Origin of the sequence: Streptomyces sp. CHD11, assembly GCF_018638295.1 — a bacterium.
In the GTDB taxonomy this organism is placed as follows: domain Bacteria; phylum Actinomycetota; class Actinomycetes; order Streptomycetales; family Streptomycetaceae; genus Streptomyces.
Window position 1 is genome coordinate 1 of record NZ_JABTTS010000007.1, and the last position, 22,487, is coordinate 22,487.

Here is a 22,487-nt window from a genome sequence, read left to right on the forward strand (position 1 = left end):
CCCCCCCCCCCCCCCCCCCCCCCCCCCCCCCCCCCCCCCCCCCCCCCCCCCCCCCCCCCCCCCCCCCCCCCCCCCCCCCCCCCCCCCCCCCCCCCCCCCCCCCCCCCCCCCCCCCCCCCCCCCCCCCCCCCCCCCCCCCCCCCCCCCCCCCCCCCCCCCCCCCCCCCCCCCCCCCCCCCCCCCCCCCCCCCCCCCCGGACGGGACGGGAAGGGGCGGCGGGGGCGAAAAAACCCACCGGCACACCCCCCCACACCCCCCCCACACCCCCCCCACACCCCCTACAGCTCCGCCGGAGCCCCACCCTTCACCGCATCCAGCTCGAACACCTCCGCCATCCGCACATACCCCCGATCACTCGGATGCAGATGATCACCGGAGTCGTACTCCACCCGAAGCCGCCGGGGGTCGTACCCGTCCCGCACCGCCGCGTCGAAGTCGACCACCGCGTCGAAGACACCCCCCGCCCGGATCTCCGAGTTGATCCGCTGTCGTACCGCCTCCCGCTCCTCCGTGTACCCCCCGTGGCCACGGAACGGCATCAGCGTCGCCCCCACGGCCCGCAGCCCCCGCGCGTGCGCCCGTTCGACCAGCGTCTCCAGCCCTCCCACGATCCGCTGCGGATCAGCGGTTCCGGGCGTACGCAGGATGTCGTTGATGCCGAGCACGATCACCACCACCCTGACGTTCGTCCGCGCCAGCACGTCCCGCTCGAACCGGTTCAGCCCGCTCGTGTTCCCGGGCGGCCGCCCCAGCCCGTCGGCGAGCACCTGGTTCCCGCTGATCCCCGCGTTGACGACGCTGTACCGCGGTACGTCCCGCCCGGACTCGGCCGCCGACCGCAGCCGGTCCGACAGCACGTCGGGCCAGCGGCCGTTCGCCCCGGTCGTGGAGGAGATCCCGTCGGTCAGCGAGTCGCCGAGGACGACGACCGTCCCGTTTGCGTCGTTGCTCAGGACGTCCAGCGCGGTCACATACCGCCACACCGAACTGTGCCCGGTGTACACCGTCCCGGTCACGTCCCGGGTGTGCTCGCCGTCGGCGACGTACGAGATCTGGCGCGCGTGCCGGTGGTAGGTGACCGGCCCGGACGCGGCGGGGGAGTACGTGGTGATCAGCACGTCCCCGTCGCGCGGTACGGCGATGCGTACGACGTCACTGATCACCTGCCCGCCGGCCGGGATGACGACCGACGGGTTCCCGGTGAACGTCAGTTGCCGCATGCTGTCGACGAGCGCCGCCGCCGTGTCCGGGTCCGCGGAGACGGCGACCGAGGCGTGGCTGATGGTCAGCGGGGACTGCCCGTAGAGGTTGGAGAGCGTGACGCGGGCACCGCTGCCGCCCGCGCTGGTGTGGACGACGTTGCGCACGGAGCGGCCCGCGAGGCCCGCCGGCTCGGTGCCGGGTTCGCCGCCGACCGGGGCGGCCGCCCAGGAGCTGACCCAGGTGCCGGTGGAGGCGGGCGCGGCCGGGTCGTTGCGCCCGCCGGAGCCGCCGGAGCCGCCGGAGCCGCCGGAGCCACCGGAGCCGCCGACGATGGCCGAGTCGCCCTGACCACCGGCGACGGCGGCACGGTGCCCGGCACCGTCATCGGCCGCGACGCCGACGTAGATCGCCGCGGACACCGCCAGTATCGCGGCGACGACCGCGGCGAGCAGGGCGCGCTGCTGGGCGGGAGGCGTACCCGCGCCCCCGTCACGACCCCGGGTCATGCTGTTGTTCTCCTCAAGAGACGGGAGCCCGGTACTCGATGCTCCGATCTGATGAACCCATGATGAGCGATGGGCCGGGAAGGCTGGGGGGAGGGACCCTTAGGTGATTCCCCTGGACAATCCCCGTCCGGACAGACGCCGGGAACTCCTGTTCCGTTCCAGGAGTCGGTCAGGAAGGGACAATGTGTGAGGGATCACCGAGCGGGTGGAGCGGATGAAGCGGACTGAATCGGCGCGGACGCCGGACCCGGCGGGGAGCACAGGACCGGCGGCACCGGACGAGCAGGCGCCACCAGCCGATTCCGCGCCCCGCCACACCGATGCCCAGCATGCCCGGCCCGGCGCCTTCACGAACCGCGCGATGAACACCTTCAGCCCCGCGGACGAGGAAAAGCGCCGCGGTGTACGCCGGATGAAGCTCACCGCCACCGGCCTGCTGCTGTTCGTCGCGGTGGTGTACGTCCTCACCGAATGGGCCTCCCACCGGGGCGCCGGCGCCTGGGCGGGCTATGTCGCCGCCGCGGCCGAGGCCGGCATGGTCGGCGCGCTCGCCGACTGGTTCGCCGTCACCGCCCTCTTCCGCCATCCCCTCGGCCTGCCCATCCCGCACACCGCGATCATCCCGAAGAAGAAGGACCAGCTCGGCGTCTCCCTGGGCGAGTTCGTCGGTGAGAACTTCCTCTCCGAGGGCGTGGTCCGCGAGCGGCTGCGTGCCGTCGGCATCGGCAGCCGCCTCGGCGCCTGGCTCGCCGTCCCCGAGCACGCCGACCGGGTGACCGCCGAGCTGTCCGCGGCCCTGCGCGGCGCGCTGACCGTGCTGCGCGACTCCGACGTCCAGGCGGTGGTCGGCGAGGCCATCACCCGCCGGGCCGACGCCCAAGAGATCGCGCCCGGCATGGGCAAGATGCTGGAGAAGATCGTCACCGACGGCGGCCACAAGCGGGCCGTCGACGTGATCGTCGCCCGTGCGCACGACTGGCTGGTCCTGCACGGTGACACCGTGATGGACGCCGTCCACGGCGGCGCTCCCGGCTGGACTCCCAGATTCGTGGACCGCAAGGTCGGCGAGCGCGTCTACAAGGAGTTGCTGCGCTTCGTCACCGAGATGCGCGACATGCCGGCCCACCCCGCGCGCGGCGCCCTGGACCGCTTCCTCACCGATTTCGCCTCCGACCTGCAGTCCGACACCGAGACCCGGGCCCGGATCGAGCGGCTCAAGAGCGAGATCCTCGGCCGCGGCGAGGTCCAGGACCTGATCGCCTCCGCGTGGACCGCCGTGCGCTCCATGATCGTGTCCGCGGCGGAGGACGAGCGCAGCGAGCTGCGGCTGCGCGTGCGCGCCTCACTGCTCTCCCTCGGTGCCCGTATGTCGCTCGACCCCAAACTGCAGGGCAAGGTCGACGGCTGGCTGGAGAGCGCGGCGGTGTACGTGGTCACGACGTACCGGGGGGAGATCACCTCCCTGATCACGGACACGGTGGCGGGCTGGGACGCCGAGCACACCACGAAGAAGATCGAGGCCAACATCGGGCGGGACCTGCAGTTCATCCGGATCAACGGCACGGTGGTCGGTTCGCTGGCCGGCCTGGTGATCTACACGGTGGCGCGGGCGCTGGGGGTGTAGCGCACGGGCTCCGGAGGGCGTGGGGCGCGGGCTCCGGGGGTGTGAGGCGCGGGCTCCCGGGGGCGTAATACGGCGCGGTTTCGGGGGCATCCGACGGGAAGTCCGCTTCCCTGAGGAGGGCACCCCATGGCGACAGCGCGGCCCGCGGCGGGGCGCACCATCACGACCGACATCTCGGCGCGCCTCGACCGTCTTCCGTGGTCGCGCTGGCACTGGTCCATCGTCATCGGTCTGGGCACCGTCTGGATCCTCGACGGCATGGAAGTCACGATCGTCGGCAACATCGCCGCCCGGCTGGCGGAACCGGGCAGCGGTCTGGACATCACGTCCGGGCAGATCACCGGGATCTCCGCCGCGCTCTATGTGACCGGCGCCTGCACGGGGGCACTGTTCTGGGGGCGGCTGACCGACATCTACGGCCGCAAGAAGCTCTTCCTGATCACTCTCGCCGTCTATCTCGGCGCCACCGCGCTGACCGCGGTGGCCTTCGACACCTGGTGGTTCTTCCTCTTCCGCTTCCTCACCGGGTTCGGCATCGGCGGCGAGTACGCGGCCATCAACTCCGCGATCGACGAGCTGATCCCGGCGTACCACCGAGGGCGCGTCGACCTGATCATCAACGGCAGCTACTGGCTGGGAGCCATCGGCGGCGCGCTGCTGTCGATCGTCGCGCTGAACACCTCGATCTTCCCGGCGGACGTCGGCTGGCGGCTGACCTTCGCCCTGGGAGCCGTTCTGTCCCTGGTGATCCTCCTCGTACGGCGTCACGTCCCCGAGAGTCCGCGGTGGCTGCTGATCCACGGCCGGGAGGAGGAGGCCGAACGGATCGTCAGGGACGCCGAGGCACGCATCGAGGCGGAGACGGGCGAACCGCTGCCTCCCGCCGAGGGCGAGATGACGATCCATCAGCGCAGGCGCACCACGTTCACCGAGATCGCCCGGACGGTCTTCGTCGGGTACCGCAAGCGGTCCGCCCTCGGTTTCTCCCTCTTCATCGGCCAGGCGTTCCTCTACAACGCCATCACCTTCGGCTTCGGCGCGATCCTCGCCCAGTTCTTCGACGTGCCGTCCGGCAGCACGGGCTACTACTTCGCCGTCATCGCGGCCGGCAACTTCCTGGGCCCGCTGCTGCTCGGCAAACTGTTCGACACGCTCGGACGCCGGGTCATGATCTCCGGGACGTATCTGCTCTCCGGTGTCCTGCTGTTCGGCACGGCCTGGCTCTTCGACCGGGGTTCGCTGAGCGCGACCACCATGACGGCCTGCTGGTGCGCGGTCCTGTTCTTCGCCTCGGCCGGTGCGTCCAGCGCCTATCTGACGGTCTCCGAGATCTTCCCGATGGAGACGCGGGCCATGTCCATCGCCTTCTTCTACGCGGTCGGCACCGCCGCGGGCGGCATCAGCGGCCCCCTGATCTTCGCCGAGCTCACCAACACCGGGAAGGTCGCCGACACGGTGCTCGCCTTCCAGATCGGCGCGGGTCTGATGTGCGCGGCGGGGCTGGTGGCCGCGTTCCTCGCGGTGAGGGCGGAACGCCGTTCCCTGGAGGACATCGCGACCCCGCTGTCGGCGGCGGAACCGGCGGGGGAGCCGGTAGGGGAGTCGGCGGGGAGGTGACCGGGCTGGAATCAGCCCCTCCGGCGTTCGAGGAGCGCGGGTCCGGGGGCAGCGGCCCCGGGGCCGGGACGGGAAGGGGCGGCGGGGGCGAAACCTCCCCACCTCATGCCCGCATAAAGAGCCTTGCCGGACATCCGGTGACGACATCAGGCCACAGGTTCTTGAAAGTGCAACAAACCCCTTGTCCGAAGGTTGCCCCGGAGTGACACTCTCTGCGTCTGCCGCCGCCTTTGTGGAGCGGGCGGCACGGCGAAGTGGTACCGCCTCAAAAGCGCCCCCACGCCCTCAATCAGGAGGTATCGATGAAAGCAAGCCACCGTGGGGCCGGATTACTCCTCGGCCTGTTCTCCGCCCTGAGCCTGCCGCTGCTCGGCGCGTCCCCCGCGTCCGCCTCGACGCCGACATGGAACCTCGAGGCCGAGGGGCAGCAGATATGCACCCAGGGCACATGGTTCACCTACGCCTTCGCCCCGGTGTCCGGGACCTGGTCGACCCCCATCAAGACCGGCATCCGCGACCTGCCGCCCGGCTCCTACATGACGGACTCCGACACCATTCCCCCGGGAACGAACGAGCGTGACCCCGAGGACGGTGCCCTGACCGTCAACGGCTGGCTCTTCGTGCAACTGAACCCGGCGCCCGTCGGTGAGTACACCGCCGAGATCTACGCCACGGACGGCAAGAGCACCCAGACGGACACGATAAAGATCACCTACAAGGACAGGTGCTACTGAGTCCCGCGGCTCGGCCGTGAGCCGTGGCGCCCCGGGCAGCCGGTCCGGGCGCCACGGCACGGCCGGGGCCCTGCCCGCTCGCCGCCGGGGCCCGCGGTGCGGCCCGGGTCCGGCCGGTTGGCGGCACCGATCCCGCCTACCGCTCCGATCCCGCCTTACCGTCCCGCGCGCTTACCGTCCCGCGCGCCTACCGTCCCGCGCGCGCCTACCGCCGCCGCCACAGGGGGGCTGCCCTGCCCCTGTCACCAGCACCCGCCTTCCCCGCGCGCCTCACCCCCGCCGGTCGGCCACCACCCACGACGTGAGCGCCACCGCTCCCGCCACCCCGAACACGGCGGGCCAGGCGCCGACCTTCCTCGCCAGCGGATGCGACCCGGCGAAGGCGGCGACATACGCGGCCGACAGTGCTCCCGCGGCCGCTCCGCCGGCCTGTTCCCGCCACTGCCGCGCGGCCGCGGCGCCGGCGGCGGCGAGTACCACCCCGCCCAGCTCCCGCCGCCGCGTCCAGCGGGCCACGCCGTACCCGCCGACGAGCCCGCTCGCCGCCCACACCGCACCGGGAACCCTCGCCATGCCTGTCTGCCTCCTGCCGCCACGCCCGGTAAGGGCGGATCTCACCGGCTCCGAGGCTAACTCCCGTCCGCGGCCCCGGGCACACACCCCCCGAGGTCCGAGGCCGCAGGTCTGGCCCCGCGCATACCGGTGACCGGGCAGCCGAAGCCGCGCCGCATCCGGATGGCCGGCGACGGCAGCCGCGGGCGCATCAGCACCTGACCCCGCCACCCGCGCAGGCGCGTCCCGCGGCCCCCCCCACACCCCCACCCCCCAGAGCGTCGGTCCCGGACCAGGCCCCGGGCCGCGCCGTCACAAGATCTCGCCGCCCGGCCCGGAAACCGTTCGACGGCCGCCCTCACGCAGCGGGCGGGCCGAGCCGAACCGACCCCGCGGACGGGGCCCGCGAGCGTACGATCGTACGCATGTCGACGGACCACTTCGCGGACGATCCGCGCACCCACCTCGAACGGATGCTCGCCGGCGACCTCTACATCGCCGACGACCCGGAGATCACCCGCCGGCAGCGGCAGGCGATGCGGCTCACCACCCGCTACCAGGCCGCCTACGTCGAGAACCCCGCCGAGGCCCGGCGGATCCTCGCCGAACTGCTCGCCTGCGCCGGGGAGGACATCGACGTACGCCCGCCGCTCCACGTCGACTACGGCAGCAACATCAGCATCGGCGCCCGTACCTTCGTCAACTACAACCTGACCGCCCTGGACGTCGCGCGGATCACCATCGGCGAGGACTGCCAGATCGGTCCGGGCGTCCAGCTCCTCACCCCCACCCACCCCGTGGAGCCGCAACCGCGCCGCGACAAGCTCGAGGCCGCGCTGCCCATCACCATCGGGGACAACGTATGGCTCGGCGGCGGAGCCATCGTCTGCCCCGGGGTGAGCATCGGCGACAACGCGGTCATCGGCGCCGGCGCGGTGGTCACCAAAGACATCCCCGCCGACGTCGTGGCCGTGGGCAATCCGGCCCGCCCGGTCCGCACCCTCTGACGGCGCGGCGCCCACCCCATGGCCACCGGACACACGGACCCCCACCGCCGGGACCGCATCATCGCCGCCACCCTCGACCTGATCGCCGAGGAAGGCGTCGCCGGCGTCTCCCACCGCAAGATCGCCGCCCGCGCCCAGGTCCCGCTCGGCTCGATGACGTACCACTTCACCGGCATCGACGACGTGCTGCTGGAGGCGTTCACCCGCTACTCCGACCACGTGGTGACCCTCTTCGAACAGCACCTCTCCGCCGCCACCACCCCCGACCAGGCCCGCGAGGCCGTCACCGACCTCATCCACACCCTCTCCGAGGGCCCCCGCCGCGACCTGATCCTCCAGCAGGAGCTCTACACCCTCGCCGCCCGCCACGAGCCCTACCGCGCCCTGTGCCGACGCTGGATGAGGCGCAGCCGCGATCTCCTGGAACACCACTTCCCCCCGCCCACGGCCCGCCGGCTCGACGCGTTCATCGAGGGCCTCACCCTCCACCGGGCCCTTGACGACAGCCCACCCGGGCGCGACCTGACCCGCGAGGCGGTACGGCGGATCACGACGACGCCGTAGCGGGACCGGCGACTCCCCGACGGGGTCCGTGACGCCGTGACGGAATCCGCGGAAAAATCCCGGGACACGATGTCGAGAACCCGCGGCCGGCTCCGTCCCCCGGATGAACGCGACCACAATGGGGCCGCACCGCACCGAGGAGAACCACCATGGCGAAGTACCTGCTGCTGAAGCACTACCGCGGCGCACCGGCCGCGGTGAACGACACGCGCATGGACCAGTGGACGCCGGAGGAGATCTCGGCCCACATCCAGTACATGAACGACTTCGCGGCCCGGCTGGAGAAGACCGGTGAGTTCGTCGACGGTCAGGCGCTCGCGCCCGAGGGGATGTGGGTCCGGTACGACGGTGAGGGGCGCCCGCCGGTCACCGACGGCCCGTTCGCCGAGACCAAGGACCTCATCGCCGGCTGGATGGTGATCGACGTCGACAGCCAGGACCGCGCCGTCGAGCTGGCCGGGGAACTCTCGGCCGCCCCGGGGGCGGGCGGCAAGCCGATCCACGAGTGGCTCGAGCTGCGTCCGTTCTACGGTGTGCCGCCCACCATCACGGAGTGACCCCGCCCATGGACGAGGCCCTGCTCCGCAGCCTCACCCCGGGCGTCCTCGCCGTTCTCGTCCGCCGCGGAGCCGACTTCGCGGCGGCCGAGGACGCCGTACAGGACGCGCTGGTGGAGGCCGTCCGCGTCTGGCCGGCCGACCCGCCGCGGGACCCGAAGGCCTGGCTGATCACCACGGCCTGGCGCAAGTTCCTCGACCGGACCCGCGCGGACGCCGCCCGCCGCCGGCGCGAGGACCGCGTCGACGAGGAACCGGCACCCGGGCCCGCGCCCGCCGTCGACGACACCCTCCAGCTCTACTTCCTCTGCGCCCACCCCTCCCTCACGGCCTCCTCCGCGGTCGCACTCACCCTGCGCGCCGTCGGCGGCCTGACCACCCGCCAGATCGCCCGCGCCTACCTGGTGCCCGAGGCGACGATGGCCCAGCGCATCAGCCGAGCCAAGCGCACCGTCTCCGGCGTCCGCTTCGACCGCCCCGGCGACGTCGCCACCGTGCTGCGCGTCCTCTACCTGGTCTTCAACGAGGGCTACTCCGGCGACATCGACCTCGCCGCCGAGGCCATCCGCCTCACCCGGCAGCTCGCGGCCCGGGTCGACCACCCAGAGGTGGCGGGCCTGCTCGCCCTCATGCTGCTCCACCACGCCCGGCGCGCCGCCCGCACCGCACCCGACGGCAGCCTGGTGCCGCTCGCCGAGCAGGACCGCGGCCGCTGGGACACCCGCATGATCAGCGAGGGCATCACGATCCTGCAGTCGGCCCTCGCCCGGGACCGGCTCGGCGAGTACCAGGCCCAGGCCGCCGTCGCCGCACTCCACGCCGACGCGCCCACCGCCGAGGAGACCGACTGGGTGCAGATCGTCGAGTGGTACGACGAACTCGTCCGCCTCACCGGCAGCCCCGTCGTCCGCCTCAACCGCGCGGTCGCGGTCGGCGAGGCCGACGGCCCGCGCGCCGGCCTGGCCGCGCTCGCGGAACTGGACGACTCGCTTCCCCGCCACACCGCCGTGGCGGCCCACCTCCACGAACGTGACGGCGACCTGGCGACGGCGGCCCGGCTCTACGCCGAAGCGGCGCACCAGGCAGCCGACCTCGCCGAACGTGATCACCTGACCCGCCGCGCCGCCCGCCTCAACACCCTCCTGCGCCCCTGACGGACGGCCGCGCACCGGGCGTCCGGCCGCACCGGCGTGCGAGCGTTCGCGACACCTCCGCACCTCCGCACCTCCGCACCTCCGCACCTCCGCACGCCCGCACCTCCGCACGCCCGCACCTCCGCACGCCCGCACGCCCGCGGGCCCGCACGCCCGCGGGCCCGCAGACCCGCGCACCGGGGAAACGCGAACAGGGCGGTGGTCCAGGAGCCGCACCCGGTCCGACGGGCTTCAGACCGCCCAGACCTCGGCCTCGTCGGCCGGGACCGTGGTGGCAAGGCCCAGTTCCTTGCGGGCGGCGACCGACTTGTTCGGGTCGATCCCGGTGTGCGCCGCATCGTAGGCGAGGTAGAAGGCGTCGGCGTCGGCCGCGTTCGCGGCGGTCTTCCAGCTCCTGGCCGCCTTCGTCAGCGCCGCGCGGAGCTTGCCGACCTCGGTGCCCTCGATGTCGCCCAGGTTCCCGACGTGTGTCTCGAGGGCAGCCGCGACGGCCTTGGCCTGCGCCTTGTAGCCGGCCAGGTCCTTCTCGACCTCGCCCGTCACGGGCTGGGTCGCCCACAGGGTCTCGTACACCGCGTTCGAACCCGTGAGGTACGTGGTCTGCGCCGGCTCGAGCGACTCCGCGGTGCCCAGCGAGGCGCTCAGGGTGCCCGTCTCCGCCGTGTAGGTGCAGCTCACCGCGCGGTCACCGGTCACCCAGCTCTCCGCGGTCGGGGTGTAGTGGAAGAGGGCGACGCCCCGGGGGAGCGCCCAGGTGTCCGGGGCGTACTTCTGCGCCTCGACCGGGCAGCGCTCGTCCGCGACCCCCGAGACACCGGCCTCGCCGGGGTACTTGTCGCCCTTGTCGAGGGTGAACTCGCCGACGACCTGGCCCTGGTGCGCCTCGTCGCAGGGGACGACCTCGACGGTGAGGGCCGTCCCCTCGGCCTTGCCGTTCGGGTTGTAGCAGTCGCCGATGTCCAGCGAGAACACCGAGCGCTGACGAGCCACCTTCTTCGCACCGTCCTTGGCGCTCTCCGCCACCTCGGAGCACCCCACCGCGCCGATGGCGAGCAGGGCGACCACTGCGGATATGCCGCGAAGGGAACGGGGCGGGCCTGCGATTGCCATGGCGTGTACGTCCTTTATGTGATCTTCACAATGGGCGCGCGCATCGTATGTCATACCTATGGCCCGGTCGTGCGAGGGCTTTCGGCTCATCGCACCTGCTCTGACTCGCGATCGGCCGCGATGGTTGTATCCGCTCCGGCCGCGGGGGAGACCGGGGGCTCCTCGCACCCCTCCACCGAACCGGACGGTGCGCTGCGTGCGCTGCCTGGGCATCCGCTTGCCCGTACCGAACTGCCGTTCCTCAGCGACGACTTGACCGACCGAACCTCCCCTCCCTTCTAGGACGGGATCTGGCCGCATTGGCTTCTAGTGTGGTCCTCGAACCGACGGAGCAGTCCTACCGAAAGGCCCCATCATGGCTGTCGACGAGCTGACCACCCCCGAATCGGCCGAGACCCCGACGGTGACCGGCGAGCGAGCCGACCTGCTGGAAGTTCTGGCCAACCACCGCCACTTCCTCCGCTTCACCACCCGAGACCTGACCGACGAGCAGGCCGGTCTGCGGACCACCGCCGGCGCGCTGTGCCTGGGCGGACTGATCAAGCACGTCGCCTCGGTCGAGCGAGGCTGGGCGGACTTCATCGTGGACGGACCGTCGGCCATGGGGGACTTCACGGCCATGACCGAGGCGGACTGGGCCCGGCGGGACGAGGAGTTCCGGATGCTGCCCGGCGAAACACTGGCCGGCGTCCTGGCCGACTACGCCGAGGTGGCCCGCCGCACCGACGAACTGGTCGCCACCCTCCCCGACCTGGACGCCGCGTGGCCCCTGCCGAAGGCCCCCTGGTTCGAGGCCGACGCCCGCTGGTCGGCCCGCAGGACACTGATGCACATCATCGCCGAGACCGCCCAGCACGCCGGCCACGCCGACATCATCCGCGAGTCCCTGGACGGCGCGAAAAGCATGGGCTAGACCGGCCGGCGGGCCGCGGGGCCCCGGGAGCGGACGGCATCCGGCTCCGCCCCCGCGGTCGGAGCCGGCGGGACGCCCGCCCCGGCCACCGGACCGGCGGCGACTGCCCACCGATCTCGGCACCCAGGGCGCACGCCGGGCGGTGCCGCCGTCCCGGCCGCACGCCGGCGGTGTCCTTCCCCCCGGGACCGTCTGCCTGATCGCCGCGACAGGCGCGGCCGGCGCCCCCGCTGTGCCCCCACCCCCTGGGTTCGCTGACGCACCACATCACGGGCATCCACGACGTACCTGTCGGACCCGCTGCCTACACTCCGGCCATGAGCGTCTCCCTCTACTACTCCGCGTCCCGTGCCACCCCGTTGACGGACGACGAGACCGCCGCCGTCGGACGCGTCGTCGCCGCCCGCACGGCGTCGTTCCCGTACGACGACGAGGAAGGCCTGCACCTCTACGGCGGCGGCGGCAGCGAGCCGGACGAGATCCTGGCCGGATCCACGAAGCTGCCCTCGGACCCCACCCACCTGCTTCCGGTGCTGACGCACGTCCTGGGCTCCGTGACCGAACTGCGCCGTGCCCTGCCGGGAGCGCGGTGGCACGTACACATGGACGACCTCGACGTCCCGTGGCACGAGACCGACGGATACGCCTTCCCCGGCATGGACGACCCGGACCTCGCGAAGGCGATGGAGGACCTCTGAGCCACCCCGGATCACTCATGTCCGGCGCCCCGACACCGACCGGCGGCGGCGAGATCCCGCTGATGCGGCACACCCCTCGAGCCTCGAGCGGGTTGATCACACCTGCTGATCCGGCGCGCTGCTCCGCAGTACTGGTGGGACGCGCAGCCCCGAGGCGTCAGATCACGACTCTCTCCTCGGTGACCATCACTGCCACCGAATCCATATCGATGAACCTGCTCTCGTCCGGGTTCACCAACTCCTTGTAACGCGTGGAGGCGAAGAACGCGTCGTGATCGGCCCAGCTGTCGAACCATATTTCCGTGAGGCCGTCGTAGGCGGGATTCGGGTAGCCCTCGGCGGCCACGGGGTGGGAGACGGCGTACTTCTTCACGTACTGCCGCGCTTCCGGAATGGAGGTGAACAGCGGGGCGTGACGGTCCCGGTGATACTCGACGAAGTCCTCGAAGGACATACCGTCGAGACGGTTGATCATGAAAGCGAACTTGATCATGGATTTCCCCTTCGCGTGCTCACGGACTCGGGAGGCCGGCCGCCGAACGCTCTGGCGCGAGGTCGCCGGCCATGGGCGTAACGTAGACCCTCACATCGGTGTCAAGGGCAAGCCGTTGCGGCCCGACGCACAGGGAGCTCCGAGGGGTTGGGATGCGGATCGGTGAACTGTCCGCCCGGACAGGAGTGAGTCCCCGATCCCTGCGCTACTACGAGCAGCAGGGCTTGCTGGCCTGTGAAAGGACCCCGAGCGGGCAGCGCTGCTACAGCGATGACCATGTCCGGCGAGTGGCACTGATCCAGGCTTTCCTGGGCGCCGGAATGTCCAGCAGGACCATCGCCCGGATGGTCCCCTGTATGACGGAACCCAACCCGGACAGAGCCCGGATCGCCCTGACCGCGATGCACCAGGAACGCCACCGCATCTCGTCCACGATAGGCAGCCTGGTCGCCGCCAGAGCAGAACTCGACCGCCTGATCGACGTGAACCTGAACTTCCTCGCGGACACGGCGGAGACCGGTCGCGTCGTCGAAGGATGACGAGCGGCCGGACATCGGGCTTTCGGAGCAGGGTCTCCACGGATCTCAGCGTCAGAGACGGACAGAAGTCGAGCGAGGGTCAGTGCACGACAGCAGATGCTCACCACTTCGGGAGGCACCGCTGTCTGGCACTGTCCGACGGCGGCGCACCCACTCGCGCGTACGCCTCCCGCGTGTGCCCCGCCGGAGTAATGGCCCTTCCGTGCCATCGAACGCGGTTGCGGGCCCAGGATGCGATCCTGCGTGTGTGAATCATCTGGGCGACGCAAACCTTCGTACCCGGACGCTGCGGTTCATGGCCCTCCTCGCAGCCGACACCGACGATCAGCTTGCCTGGCTGAGCGAGCGTGAGGTGGAGACGAAGGACGTCGTCGAAGAGCTGGAACTCCTCGGCCGGGTTACCGAATGCCTCGCGGAGCGCGGAGCCTTCGAGCCCGGAAATCTGCCCGATCTCCGGGCCATCGGCCAACGCCTCGGCGAGATCGATGCCGCCCGCCGCGCCGGCCTCTGGGCCGACGCCCTGGCCGACGATCCGGCATGGGACGACATCCGCCCTCTCGCCCGCCGATTCCTCCTCACGACCCTGGGCGACTGGCGCCAGCCCCTGCCACGCCCTGTGCGCCCGTAGACGGGCTGTCATTGAGCACCCAGGCCGGCTGCGCGACACCGATCTTGTTCAGTGTCGGCGGAGCTTTCCTGCGGGCGCCGATGGAGCGCCGGACGGAAGCGGAGAAGGCCTCGCTCGGCAGGCGTTACAAGGACGAGGGCCACGGCCGGGTCGGCGGAGACGGCGCGTACACACACGCCACGGCCGGCCCGGCCGTGTGCCCCTCGCATATCGCCTTGGCCGACCTGATCGAGGAGATCGAGCGGTTCTACGGCTCGACCGAGATCCAGCCGGTGGAAGAACGCCGGACACAGGTCGAGGAGGCGCTGTTCGGTTCACCGCCCCTTGCCTCCGCACTGGTCGTGGAGGATGCGACCGGAGAACTCGTCGGCCTCGCCGCCTACTCCTTCCTCTGGCCGGCCGCCGGGTCCTCCCACTCGCTGTTCCTGAAAGAGCTCTACGTCCGCGACACGCTCCGCCGCCATGGTGTCGGTTCCCGCGTCATGGACGAGCTACGCGCGCTGGCCGCGGCACGGCCCGGTTGCAGCCGGGTGGAGTGGATGACGGACCGGGACAATCCCCGGGCGCGAGCCTTTTACCGACGGCTGGGCTTCACCGAGTTCGACGGGAAGATCGTGTACCGGGTAGACACTGGGGCTGTGTGACGTCAGCGAATTCTGCCCCTTCAACTGCTGTGGGCCACACGGCAATCCGTCAGCCACGCGCCGTCTCGCCTCTACTGGGTGGGTTTTGCTGCTTCAGCTGCGCCGCGAGGTCGAGGCCTTCCTGGACGGCGATCTTGAAGTCAGGGTCCTGGCGGAGGCGAATTCGGCCCCGGTAGTCGACGATTACGGCGGCGACGGCGGAGAGGTCCGTCTCCGACGAGGTCTCCAGCGCGCGCTGAAGATCGGCTTCGAAGGATTCCTGGTCGCCGGGGGAGGCGTGTCCAGACCGCAGGGCGGCCCGGACCTCGCCAATGGTTCTCAAGGGCAACGGCGCCGGGACAGGAGGTTTGCGTGCTCTACGCCCGAGATCATCCACGTCTTGGCTCCCCTCTTCCTACGCAGAGTGCCCTGCATGCCTGCCCTGAAGGGTGGGAGAGCTACTTCCGGCGGATCTCCTGAACAAAAGACGTCCAGGAGCTGTGGTCCACTCTGATGACAGAGCCCTCGCGGTTCTTGGAATCGCGTACGAGCGTGTCGTGCTCGGCAAACGCACATTCGACACACTCGGTGCCGCTGCCGCCGCTGTAGGAGGACTTGAACCAGGTGGGCTGTGACACATCCGCCATCAGGGCTCCTTGCTGATCCGGTAGATGAGGTCGTTGGAGGACTCGAAATCGAGCGCCTGTGCGCTGAGGTACTCGAACGCCAACCTATAACGCTCCAGTTCCTCCGTCTTCTCCATGAACAGCCCACCGCCAAGGAGGTCCACGTACACCACGTCCAGTTCGGAGGTCTGGCCACGAAGGAAGGCGAAGCTGCCGACGGTCGCTGCGTGAGCGCCGCAGGCGAACGGGAGCACCTGCACGTTGATATGTGGCCGTCCAGCCAATGTGAGCAGGCGTCCCAGTTGTTCACGCATGACCTCCGCACCGCCAACCTGTCGTCGAAGGGCTGCCTCGTCGATCACTGCCCAAATGCGCGGTGGCTCTTGTCGATCCAACAACTCCTGCCGCTTCATGCGGATGTCGACCATGTGTTGGACCTCGCGCTCCTCGCACTGAACCTCTGAAGCGCGGTGTACGGCTTCAGCGTACGCGCGGGTTTGGAGTAGGCCGGGGATGTACATGCAGGCGTAGTGGTCCTCGCGTACGACCTCGTCCTCAAGGGTGAGCATGAGGTTCATGGACTCGGGGATGGGGTCGGCGAGGGACCGCCACCAGCCCTGAATCTTGCACCCCTTGGCCAGCTCGACCAGTGCAAGACGTTCTTCGTCTGTCGCTCCGTACTCACGGCACAGGGCGTCGACGGCTGGCCACTTGACCGTCCCTCCCTTGGTTTCGTAGCGGCTGAGGGTTGCCTTGGAGATACCGACTCGGGCTCCTGCTTCCTCTAGCGTCAGCCCTTTCAGTTCACGGAGTCGGCGCAGGTCGGCACCCAGTTGGCGCCTTCGGGTGGTGGGTCCAACTGCCATGGCACAGCCCTTCCTGTCCATCCTGTTGATCGTTGCTGCCCGCCGGGAAGACGGCAATGCGGTGTGCGCTGGGGGCGCGTGCGGTGATGCCGCACTCCCGCAACTCTGGAGTGAGAGTTTCATTTTGAGAGTTTCGATGCAACTCTAAGTGTGGGACGACTTTCAAGGAGTAACCATCGTGTCCCAGGCAGGAGTACAACCGTGGACGAATCCGCCAACATCCCCCTGGCATCCTGGGGGGTCCCGTTTCTTGCGGAACCAAAGGAAGTGTCAGTCCTGCGTGATCTCGTGCGGACCCGGCTCAGTGACTGGGGCCTGCGAGAGCTCAGCGACTCGGCTCAGCTATGTGTCAGCGAGATTGTGTCCAACGTGATCACGCACGTCGGCCGCGGCACCCCCGCTAGCCTCACTGTCTCCCTGAGAGGCACCTGCCTCCGCATCGAACTACGAGACCCGGACACTCGTGCGCTTCCCATGCTCGTGGAGGCGAGCGACGACGCAGAGGGCGGACGAGGTATGGCGCTGGTTGACGCCCTGACTGAACGCTGGGGCGTCGAACTGCATGGAGACAGCAAGGTGACGTGGTGCGAGCTCGCCGCCGCTCCGGCTACCTCGGAGCGGCACGGGAGGAGTGCACGCGTAACGCGAGCTGCGTGGGTGCTGAGCTCCTACGGTGATAGTGCGCTTTTCAGCACGTCCAGACGAAGTCGGTTGGGCGGCATGGCCGCAGAAGCAGCCGCCATCGATGTCATCTCTGATCTGTTGCACTGGCTACAGGTTCACGGCCATGACCCGGAGGCGATTCTGGACCGCGCCCAGACGCACTTCGAAGCTGAACTGGATGCAGAGCTTACCTCTCGCTGAAGGTCAACTTGCAGCAACCGCCTTGGCGTATGACAGCACATCCGCCGGGAGTTCGTGCTTCAACTTCCAGGTGATGGCCATCGGCCGGCTGCCCTCGTGGCTCTGGTACTCAGCAGGCCCCAGGAGCATCCACGGCTGAGCACCGCCTATGTCGGTGGTCTTGTAGCGGCGGACGAACAGCAACACATGGCTGCCCTGAACGGCGTGATGTTGGTACCTCAGCCCAGTGGGGGATGTCTCGGAGATCTGGTTCTGGGACTCCCAGTGGAACTGGGTCTCGCTCAGTGCAAAATCGTGGTAGCGAGTCTGCGGGGAGAAGTCCTTCTCATCTTTCTCCCGGGTGATGAGAAGCGCGTCTGTCGCGATCGACTCGCACCACTTCACGCCCTCACGGAAGTCACCGGGCATGAACCCTCCAATGTCCGCCTGGCCGAGTGCAGGGAGGATCTCCTCTCGACTGTAGGAGGCATGCACGGTCAAAGGGATACCCCGGTCGCCGGCCACGCCGAGGAGAGGAATGGGTACGTGCTCGGTATGGGCGAGGTTGTACGCCAGTACTTGGCGTAGCTCGCTACGGAACGCCTGATACTTTCGGAGAGTGGAGAACCCGGCGTCGTAATTCGCAAAGCCCTTCCTCGTGACGCCGCCCAGCGGCCAGATCTGGAAGAACAGCATGCGGGCGTACGCTTTACCTTGCTCATCGAGGGTGCTGTAGGGGGTAGCGTCGTCTTCGAGCATGCGTGTGTACGCGGCCACGCGCAGTGGATCATCGACATGGAGGAAGGCAGGCACTCGTTTGAGGAGGGCGGCCTCCCCTTCAGGCGCTTCGCGGTCACGCAAGCCGGAGCGGCGGAGCAGGCCCGTCCAGGAGTTCCCGCTCCCTCGGTACACCTCCTTGATGTCTCGGCTGCTTTCCTCCAGGTATCGGCGGAGAAGAAGCTCTCCGTAGTCGGCTACTTCACGGGCCAGCGTGGTGACGTTGACGTTGAGCTGATCCTTGATGTTGTTGATGATGGTGCGCTTCGCCTTCTCCTCCAGCACGATCTCGCAGCCGGAGGGAAGCTTTGGGAAGTCGTGCTCGATGTGGTCCAAGAGCCGCTTACGCGTCAGGTTCGTGAGGGCGCGGAACTGGGTCTCGAAGCGGAACTCCTTACGGTGCTGGCCGATGAAGTCCAACACGGTCAAGACAGCCTTGTTGTCGGAGCGCCGTAGTCCGCGGCCGAGCTGCTGAAGGAACACCGTCGCGCTCGACGTCGGACGGAGGAGGAGCAGTGTGTCCACATCCGGGACATCGACGCCTTCGTTGAAGAGGTCGACCGAGAAGACCACCTGGAGCGCTCCAGAGCGCAGATCCGCGAGCGCTTGCCGCCGCTGATCGGCCGGCGTCTCCCCGGATACCGCGACGGCGTCGAAGCCAGCCGAGCGGAATGACTCCGCCATGAAGTCCGCATGAGCGACGGAGACGCAGAAACCCAACGCCCGCATGCGGCTCGGTTCGGCCACCTTCTCCTCGACGGCTTTGACGACGAGGCCAGCGCGTACCTTGTTGCCCGTCAGCACGTTACTGAGCGCGCAGACGTTGTACGCTCCGCGCTTCCACTCCACGTCGGTCAAATCGGTGGTGTCACTGATGCCGAAGTAGTGGAACGGGCACAAAAGCTTGTTGTCTAGGGCTTCCCACAGTCGCATCTCGGCGGCGATACGACCGTCGAAGAACTCTTCCTGGATATTCTTGCCGTCTGTGCGCTCTGGCGTGGCAGTCAGCCCCAGCAGCTCCATCGGCTCGAAGTGATCGATGATCTTTCGGTAGGTCGGTGACGTTCCGTGATGGAACTCGTCGATCACAATGACGTCGAAGTGATCGGGAGTAAGACGATCAAGTGCCCGTGCGTTGAGTGACTGAACACTAGCGAAGACATGTGTCCAGCGCTCGGGGATCTCTCCGCTACACAGGGACTCCCCGAAGTTCGCATCAAGCAAAATATCTTGGTAGGTCCGCAACGACTGCTGCAAGATCTCCTTGCGATGAGCGACGAACAGGAGCCGCAAATCGCGCTGATGTCTTTCGCGGAGCTGCTTGTAGTCAAGTGCAGCCATGACGGTCTTGCCCGTGCCGGTTGCCGCTACCAAGAGGTTCTGGTGTCGACCGTGAACCTCACGCTCGACGTCGAGGCGCTCAAGCATGTCCCGCTGAAAGGGATACGGCCGTACCTCGAGGCCGGATAGCGTGATGCCCCGGCCCACTGAAGGTGAACCGCCAGCAACTGCCAGCGCTTCTTGCAGACGGCTGCCGTCGTGGTGAGGGTCATACGTTTCGAAGGACGGGTCATTCCAGTACGACTCGAACGTCGCCTCAAACTTCCGTATCACATCGGGCGTGGCTACGGAGGACAGGCGAACGTTCCACTCCAGGCCATCGAGAAGAGCGGCCTTCGACAGATTTGAGCTACCGACGTACGCGGTGTCATAACCGCTGTCCCGTCGGAATAGCCAAGCCTTGGCATGGAGCCGTGTCGAGCGAGTCTCGTAGTTGACCTTGACTTCTGCTCGGAAGTCTTCGACCAATCGGTCCAAGGCTCGCCGCTCTGTCGCGCCGATGTACGTCGTGGTCAAAACCCTTATCGGGACCCCACGATCATAAGCTGCCCGCAAGGATCGCTCGATGACCCGCAGGCCGTGCCACTTGACGAAGGCGCACAGGAGATCCACGCGGTCGGCCGTAGCCAGCTCTGCGCGCAGTTCGAATCCGAGGCTGGGGTCCTCGGGTGAGTTGGTGAGGAGCGCCGTCTCCGAGAGCGGGATGCCAGGGCGTACGGCGAAGACTCCGGGTGCCTCCTGCCGCGTGATTGCTAGGAGCTGCTGAGGGCCGTCTGCGACAAGGTCCACCCAATCTTGGGCACCCTTCAGCGTGCCGATGGACTCCAGGATGTGGTTGGCCGCGTGCACACGCTTCTCATCGGGCAGGTTCTGAAGAACGCGGCGCACGGCACGGGAGACGTGCCGCGCGAGCACGTGCGGGACCGACTCCGAACCCACCGCTTCACTCAACGGATACCAGCCAAGCTGGGAGAGCTGCTGCAGCTTCTGCTCGAAACGGAGCGTGATCAGTTGCTCATAGAGGCCCGCGGCGGGTTGGGGCAGACCCTCCATCTCAGACACACGGACTCCTTCAATCAAGCTGGACAACTCGGGTCATGTGTAACAGAGAGCTCTGACAGTCCAGGGTGAGATTGGCCGACACGGTGCCCTGATCGGTCGCGACTTGACTGCAATAGAGGGGAGTTGGGCTAAAAACGATCAGCCTCGATCCAGTATGGATGGATGAGAATCGAACGCGTCATCGGGCATATAGCGGGCGTGCCTGTCGGTACGGTCTTCCATCGGCGAAGAGATGTGCAGCGTGCGCAACTGCACCAGACGAACCAGAAAGGTATCTCCTGGCTGTTCGACAAGGACGGCAGCAAGGTCGGCGATGCGATCGTCCTGCACGGCGGCTACGTGGACGACGAAGATGGCTGGCAGCAGATCCAATACACGGGGGCTTCTGAAGGGAAGGACAAGGACTCCGCAGGCAGGCTGCTTCGCAGTCAGTCGTGGTCCTATGAGGACAATGCTGCCCTCTTGCTCAGCTATGAGCGGAAGTATCCCATCCGCGTGATTCGGGGGTATAAGGGGGATTCGCGGTACTCGCCGTCCAACTCCTACAGGTACGACGGTCTGTACGAGATTGCAGACGTGCGTACGACGTCTTCCAAGCAACCGGCTCCAGATGGATCGCCGATCGAGATCTGTCAGTTTGACCTGCGGCGTCTGCCCGAGTCGAATCAGGCGCAGGCCCCGGTCGAACGTCACCTCATCGATGTGCTCGAAGAACTTGACGACGAGCCAACCCACGTAGAGAAGTTCCCGCGCTCTCGCAGCATGCGAGTGCGCCGTCTTATCCGGGACACGGCTGCCGCGCAACGGATCAAGCAACTCTATGAAGGGGAGTGTCAGCTGTGCGGTCTGCGTCTGACGGGACCGGACGGTAGCCCTTTCAGCCAGGGCGCACACATACGGCCTCTGGGTAGACCCCACCACGGGCCCGACGTTGAGCCCAACATCTTGTGTCTCTGCCCTAACTGCCACGTCCGACTCGATGTCGGTGCGGTCGCAGTGGATGAGAACGGGTCCGTCATAGTGCGGGCAGACCTGTCAGGGGTGACGCTCCTGCCGCAACTTACTGTGAAGGACGGCCACCGTGTTCACCCCGAGTACCTCGGCTATCACCGGAGGTATTGGGAGGGGAAGGGGTCTGGCCACGCGACTTAAGGTGGCGCTTTACGGGATCGACAAAGCCTGGCCCCCATAGACTCGACGCATGGTGCACAGTGCAGCGCAGGACGTCGATGCCTACCTGGCCGAGGTGCCAGAAGAGCGTCGGGACGCCCTGACCCGGCTCCGCCGGCTGTGCCAGGCGGAACTCAAGGGGTTCGACGAGGTCATGGCGTACGGCATGCCCACGTACCAGCGGGGCGGGGCCGCGGAGATCGCCTTCGCGAGTCAGAAGCAGTACATCTCCTTCTACCTCATGCGCAGTGATGTCCGGGAGGCCTTCGAGGAGCGGCTGGCCGGGCAGGACATGGGTAAGGGGTGTCTGCGGTTCCGTAAGCCGGAGAGCGTGGACTTCGAGCTGGTGCGGGATCTGCTGCGGGCCACCGCGGCCGCGCCCGGTGAGGTGTGCTGATCGCGGACGGGCCCGCTACCGGGTGGCTTTCGGCGAGCGGTGCTTGACGAGTTCGATCTTGGCGGGCGTTGCCGAGTCCAGCCGCTTCGTCACCGGCCAGCCGCATGCCGCGTAGAAGGCGTTGGCCGTTGTGTTGTCGGCGGAGCTTTCGAGGCGGAGTTCCCTGCACTGGGTGAAGAGGATCTCCTCGGTATGGGAGAGAAGCGCTCTTCCGAGGCCCTGGCGGTGGCGGCCGACGTCGATCGACATCAGGTCGATGGTCGGCACGTCGAGAATCGTCAGCCCCACGGGCCGGCCGTCCGCCGTCAAGCAGTGGATGTGACCTTGGTGGAAGTGGGTCGCGACATGGTCGTCCAAGGCGGCGAGTGCTCCGAGGAAGCCTGGAGCCGCGTTCGGCGGAGCACCGAAGCTGAACGTGAACCGCTCCGGCGTGCCCTGCGTTGTCCTGGCAGGGGTACATAGAGGTACTCCTGCCGGGGCCACGCCCGGAAGACGAAAGGGGCACTCTCTCATGGAGTCCGATACGCGGGCCGCCGCCGGTGCAGGGCGGATCACTTCTACCGATGGAAGAGGCGCCTGACTACCGAACATGCTGAGATGGCTCACCAGATGAGATATCCATCAACAGTAGACAATCCGCTAGAAGTAGACATGCCTGACATGGCGGCACCCAAGTACTGCCGACCTGCACTGAACTATTCCGATCACACGGACGACTGCGACCGCAGCCTCATGTGTGGGGCAGTAAAAGACCGCGCGGCCAGCCGCGATCTGTAACCGCATCTGGAACACAACCCAGACACAGCTCAACGCAGCACAATCATATGCAACACGTTTTTGAATAACGCTACCCCTATTTAGTAAGCGACCCGTCAAGCTCGA

The 22,487-nt window shown here is 68.3% G+C and carries 24 protein-coding genes and 1 pseudogene; 16 read left to right on the forward strand and 9 right to left on the reverse strand.

Annotation, left to right across the window (positions count from 1 at the left end):
• Positions 1-279 precede the first annotated feature (279 nt).
• The gene (locus HTV45_RS08800; protein ID WP_215205100.1) at positions 280-1,710 is read right to left on the reverse strand and encodes an SGNH/GDSL hydrolase family protein; all 1,431 of its coding nucleotides are present in this window, start codon (positions 1,708-1,710) and stop codon (positions 280-282) included.
• A 205-nt stretch (positions 1,711-1,915) separates the two neighbouring features.
• Between HTV45_RS08800 and HTV45_RS08805 the strand changes: the two genes are divergently transcribed.
• The 3 genes from HTV45_RS08805 (at position 1,916) to HTV45_RS08815 (ending at position 5,685) form a co-directional block, all read left to right on the forward strand.
• Positions 1,916-3,334 (forward strand): DUF445 domain-containing protein, encoded by a 1,419-nt coding sequence (locus tag HTV45_RS08805; RefSeq protein WP_215205101.1) that lies wholly within the window; start codon positions 1,916-1,918, stop codon positions 3,332-3,334.
• 126 nt (positions 3,335-3,460) lie between these two features.
• Positions 3,461-4,951, forward strand: a complete 1,491-nt coding sequence (locus HTV45_RS08810; RefSeq protein WP_215205102.1) for an MFS transporter — start codon at positions 3,461-3,463, stop codon at positions 4,949-4,951.
• A gap of 302 nt (positions 4,952-5,253) precedes the next feature.
• Positions 5,254-5,685: a DUF5980 family protein gene (locus HTV45_RS08815; RefSeq protein ID WP_215205103.1), complete on the forward strand. Its 432-nt coding sequence runs from the start codon at positions 5,254-5,256 to the stop codon at positions 5,683-5,685.
• A gap of 270 nt (positions 5,686-5,955) precedes the next feature.
• Here the strand turns inward: HTV45_RS08815 and HTV45_RS08820 are convergent, their stop codons facing one another.
• Entirely contained in the window at positions 5,956-6,258 is a 303-nt protein-coding gene (locus HTV45_RS08820; RefSeq protein ID WP_215205104.1) for a hypothetical protein, read from the reverse strand.
• 404 nt (positions 6,259-6,662) lie between these two features.
• Here HTV45_RS08820 and HTV45_RS08825 point away from each other — a divergent pair, with 404 nt between their 5' ends.
• The 4 genes from HTV45_RS08825 to HTV45_RS08840 all read left to right on the forward strand — a co-directional run bounded on the left by HTV45_RS08825 (position 6,663) and on the right by HTV45_RS08840 (position 9,519).
• Positions 6,663-7,244 (forward strand): sugar O-acetyltransferase, encoded by a 582-nt coding sequence (locus tag HTV45_RS08825; protein WP_215205105.1) that lies wholly within the window; start codon positions 6,663-6,665, stop codon positions 7,242-7,244.
• Positions 7,245-7,262: 18 nt separating this feature from the next.
• Positions 7,263-7,808, forward strand: coding sequence for a TetR/AcrR family transcriptional regulator (locus HTV45_RS08830; protein ID WP_215205106.1), 546 nt, complete (start codon positions 7,263-7,265; stop codon positions 7,806-7,808).
• Between the two features lie 149 nt (positions 7,809-7,957).
• Complete coding sequence (locus tag HTV45_RS08835; protein ID WP_215205107.1) at positions 7,958-8,365, forward strand: YciI family protein; 408 nt, start codon at positions 7,958-7,960, stop codon at positions 8,363-8,365.
• 8 nt (positions 8,366-8,373) lie between these two features.
• A complete protein-coding gene (locus HTV45_RS08840) occupies positions 8,374-9,519 on the forward strand; it encodes an RNA polymerase sigma factor (protein WP_215205263.1) in 1,146 nt (381 codons plus the stop codon).
• A 231-nt stretch (positions 9,520-9,750) separates the two neighbouring features.
• Here the strand turns inward: HTV45_RS08840 and HTV45_RS08845 are convergent, their stop codons facing one another.
• Positions 9,751-10,629, reverse strand: a complete 879-nt coding sequence (locus HTV45_RS08845; RefSeq protein WP_215205108.1) for a septum formation family protein — start codon at positions 10,627-10,629, stop codon at positions 9,751-9,753.
• 355 nt (positions 10,630-10,984) lie between these two features.
• On the opposite strand from HTV45_RS08845, the gene HTV45_RS08850 reads away from it, so the two are divergent.
• Together HTV45_RS08850 and HTV45_RS08855 are read left to right on the forward strand one after the other, a co-directional pair.
• Positions 10,985-11,542, forward strand: coding sequence for a DinB family protein (locus HTV45_RS08850; RefSeq protein WP_215205109.1), 558 nt, complete (start codon positions 10,985-10,987; stop codon positions 11,540-11,542).
• A 317-nt stretch (positions 11,543-11,859) separates the two neighbouring features.
• A complete protein-coding gene (locus HTV45_RS08855; RefSeq protein WP_215205110.1) occupies positions 11,860-12,240 on the forward strand; it encodes a hypothetical protein in 381 nt (126 codons plus the stop codon).
• Between the two features lie 157 nt (positions 12,241-12,397).
• Here the strand turns inward: HTV45_RS08855 and HTV45_RS08860 are convergent, their stop codons facing one another.
• The gene (locus tag HTV45_RS08860) at positions 12,398-12,733 is read right to left on the reverse strand and encodes an EthD domain-containing protein (protein WP_215205111.1); all 336 of its coding nucleotides are present in this window, start codon (positions 12,731-12,733) and stop codon (positions 12,398-12,400) included.
• A 152-nt stretch (positions 12,734-12,885) separates the two neighbouring features.
• Here HTV45_RS08860 and HTV45_RS08865 point away from each other — a divergent pair, with 152 nt between their 5' ends.
• From HTV45_RS08865 to haaN, 3 genes are all read left to right on the forward strand, one after another.
• On the forward strand, positions 12,886-13,272 hold the full coding sequence (locus tag HTV45_RS08865) for a MerR family transcriptional regulator (RefSeq protein ID WP_215205112.1): 387 nt from the start codon (positions 12,886-12,888) through the stop codon (positions 13,270-13,272).
• Between the two features lie 247 nt (positions 13,273-13,519).
• The gene (locus HTV45_RS08870) at positions 13,520-13,900 is read left to right on the forward strand and encodes a hypothetical protein (RefSeq protein ID WP_215205113.1); all 381 of its coding nucleotides are present in this window, start codon (positions 13,520-13,522) and stop codon (positions 13,898-13,900) included.
• An 80-nt stretch (positions 13,901-13,980) separates the two neighbouring features.
• Positions 13,981-14,544, forward strand: coding sequence for a cyclophane-containing RiPP N-acetyltransferase HaaN (gene haaN, locus HTV45_RS08875; RefSeq protein WP_215205114.1), 564 nt, complete (start codon positions 13,981-13,983; stop codon positions 14,542-14,544).
• Positions 14,545-14,593: 49 nt separating this feature from the next.
• On the opposite strand, the gene HTV45_RS08880 is transcribed toward haaN, so the two are convergent.
• From HTV45_RS08880 to HTV45_RS08890, 3 genes are all read right to left on the reverse strand, one after another.
• A complete protein-coding gene (locus tag HTV45_RS08880) occupies positions 14,594-14,920 on the reverse strand; it encodes a DUF6247 family protein (protein ID WP_308309328.1) in 327 nt (108 codons plus the stop codon).
• Between the two features lie 61 nt (positions 14,921-14,981).
• Positions 14,982-15,170 carry a DUF397 domain-containing protein gene (locus HTV45_RS08885; protein ID WP_215205115.1) on the reverse strand — a complete coding sequence of 63 codons (189 nt, stop codon included), beginning with the start codon at positions 15,168-15,170 and terminating at the stop codon, positions 14,982-14,984.
• Positions 15,170-16,015, reverse strand: coding sequence for a helix-turn-helix transcriptional regulator (locus HTV45_RS08890; RefSeq protein ID WP_215205265.1), 846 nt, complete (start codon positions 16,013-16,015; stop codon positions 15,170-15,172). Before HTV45_RS08890 ends, HTV45_RS08885 begins: the two co-directional genes overlap by 1 nt.
• 201 nt (positions 16,016-16,216) lie before the next feature.
• On the opposite strand from HTV45_RS08890, the pseudogene HTV45_RS35010 reads away from it, so the two are divergent.
• Positions 16,217-16,558, forward strand: a pseudogene (locus HTV45_RS35010) (ATP-binding protein); the annotation flags it as partial.
• Positions 16,559-16,735: 177 nt separating this feature from the next.
• The gene (locus HTV45_RS35015) at positions 16,736-16,879 is read left to right on the forward strand and encodes a hypothetical protein (protein ID WP_308309379.1); all 144 of its coding nucleotides are present in this window, start codon (positions 16,736-16,738) and stop codon (positions 16,877-16,879) included.
• A 3-nt stretch (positions 16,880-16,882) separates the two neighbouring features.
• Here the strand turns inward: HTV45_RS35015 and HTV45_RS08900 are convergent, their stop codons facing one another.
• Entirely contained in the window at positions 16,883-20,029 is a 3,147-nt protein-coding gene (locus tag HTV45_RS08900; RefSeq protein ID WP_215205267.1) for a DEAD/DEAH box helicase, read from the reverse strand.
• A 171-nt stretch (positions 20,030-20,200) separates the two neighbouring features.
• On the opposite strand from HTV45_RS08900, the gene HTV45_RS08905 reads away from it, so the two are divergent.
• Both HTV45_RS08905 and HTV45_RS08910 read left to right on the forward strand, forming a co-directional pair.
• Complete coding sequence (locus HTV45_RS08905; protein ID WP_215205116.1) at positions 20,201-21,190, forward strand: YDG/SRA domain-containing protein; 990 nt, start codon at positions 20,201-20,203, stop codon at positions 21,188-21,190.
• Between the two features lie 49 nt (positions 21,191-21,239).
• Positions 21,240-21,605, forward strand: a complete 366-nt coding sequence (locus HTV45_RS08910) for an iron chaperone (protein WP_215205117.1) — start codon at positions 21,240-21,242, stop codon at positions 21,603-21,605.
• A 15-nt stretch (positions 21,606-21,620) separates the two neighbouring features.
• On the opposite strand, the gene HTV45_RS08915 is transcribed toward HTV45_RS08910, so the two are convergent.
• Positions 21,621-21,962: an N-acetyltransferase gene (locus HTV45_RS08915; RefSeq protein WP_251691796.1), complete on the reverse strand. Its 342-nt coding sequence runs from the start codon at positions 21,960-21,962 to the stop codon at positions 21,621-21,623.
• Positions 21,963-22,487: the final 525 nt, after the last annotated feature.

Coding starts and splice junctions, on each gene's coding strand:
- HTV45_RS08800 (WP_215205100.1), bottom strand. CDS start 1,710: ATGACCCGGGGTCGTGACGGGGGCGCGGGTACGCCTCCCGCCCAGCAG.
- HTV45_RS08810 (WP_215205102.1), top strand. CDS start 3,461: ATGGCGACAGCGCGGCCCGCGGCGGGGCGCACCATCACGACCGACATC.
- HTV45_RS08815 (WP_215205103.1), top strand. CDS start 5,254: ATGAAAGCAAGCCACCGTGGGGCCGGATTACTCCTCGGCCTGTTCTCC.
- HTV45_RS08820 (WP_215205104.1), bottom strand. CDS start 6,258: ATGGCGAGGGTTCCCGGTGCGGTGTGGGCGGCGAGCGGGCTCGTCGGC.
- HTV45_RS08825 (WP_215205105.1), top strand. CDS start 6,663: ATGTCGACGGACCACTTCGCGGACGATCCGCGCACCCACCTCGAACGG.
- HTV45_RS08830 (WP_215205106.1), top strand. CDS start 7,263: ATGGCCACCGGACACACGGACCCCCACCGCCGGGACCGCATCATCGCC.
- HTV45_RS08835 (WP_215205107.1), top strand. CDS start 7,958: ATGGCGAAGTACCTGCTGCTGAAGCACTACCGCGGCGCACCGGCCGCG.
- HTV45_RS08840 (WP_215205263.1), top strand. CDS start 8,374: ATGGACGAGGCCCTGCTCCGCAGCCTCACCCCGGGCGTCCTCGCCGTT.
- HTV45_RS08845 (WP_215205108.1), bottom strand. CDS start 10,629: ATGGCAATCGCAGGCCCGCCCCGTTCCCTTCGCGGCATATCCGCAGTG.
- HTV45_RS08850 (WP_215205109.1), top strand. CDS start 10,985: ATGGCTGTCGACGAGCTGACCACCCCCGAATCGGCCGAGACCCCGACG.
- HTV45_RS08855 (WP_215205110.1), top strand. CDS start 11,860: ATGAGCGTCTCCCTCTACTACTCCGCGTCCCGTGCCACCCCGTTGACG.
- HTV45_RS08860 (WP_215205111.1), bottom strand. CDS start 12,733: ATGATCAAGTTCGCTTTCATGATCAACCGTCTCGACGGTATGTCCTTC.
- HTV45_RS08865 (WP_215205112.1), top strand. CDS start 12,886: ATGCGGATCGGTGAACTGTCCGCCCGGACAGGAGTGAGTCCCCGATCC.
- haaN (WP_215205114.1), top strand. CDS start 13,981: ATGGAGCGCCGGACGGAAGCGGAGAAGGCCTCGCTCGGCAGGCGTTAC.
- HTV45_RS08885 (WP_215205115.1), bottom strand. CDS start 15,170: ATGGCGGATGTGTCACAGCCCACCTGGTTCAAGTCCTCCTACAGCGGC.
- HTV45_RS08890 (WP_215205265.1), bottom strand. CDS start 16,015: ATGGCAGTTGGACCCACCACCCGAAGGCGCCAACTGGGTGCCGACCTG.
- HTV45_RS35015 (WP_308309379.1), top strand. CDS start 16,736: ATGGCCGCAGAAGCAGCCGCCATCGATGTCATCTCTGATCTGTTGCAC.
- HTV45_RS08900 (WP_215205267.1), bottom strand. CDS start 20,029: ATGGAGGGTCTGCCCCAACCCGCCGCGGGCCTCTATGAGCAACTGATC.
- HTV45_RS08905 (WP_215205116.1), top strand. CDS start 20,201: ATGAGAATCGAACGCGTCATCGGGCATATAGCGGGCGTGCCTGTCGGT.
- HTV45_RS08910 (WP_215205117.1), top strand. CDS start 21,240: ATGGTGCACAGTGCAGCGCAGGACGTCGATGCCTACCTGGCCGAGGTG.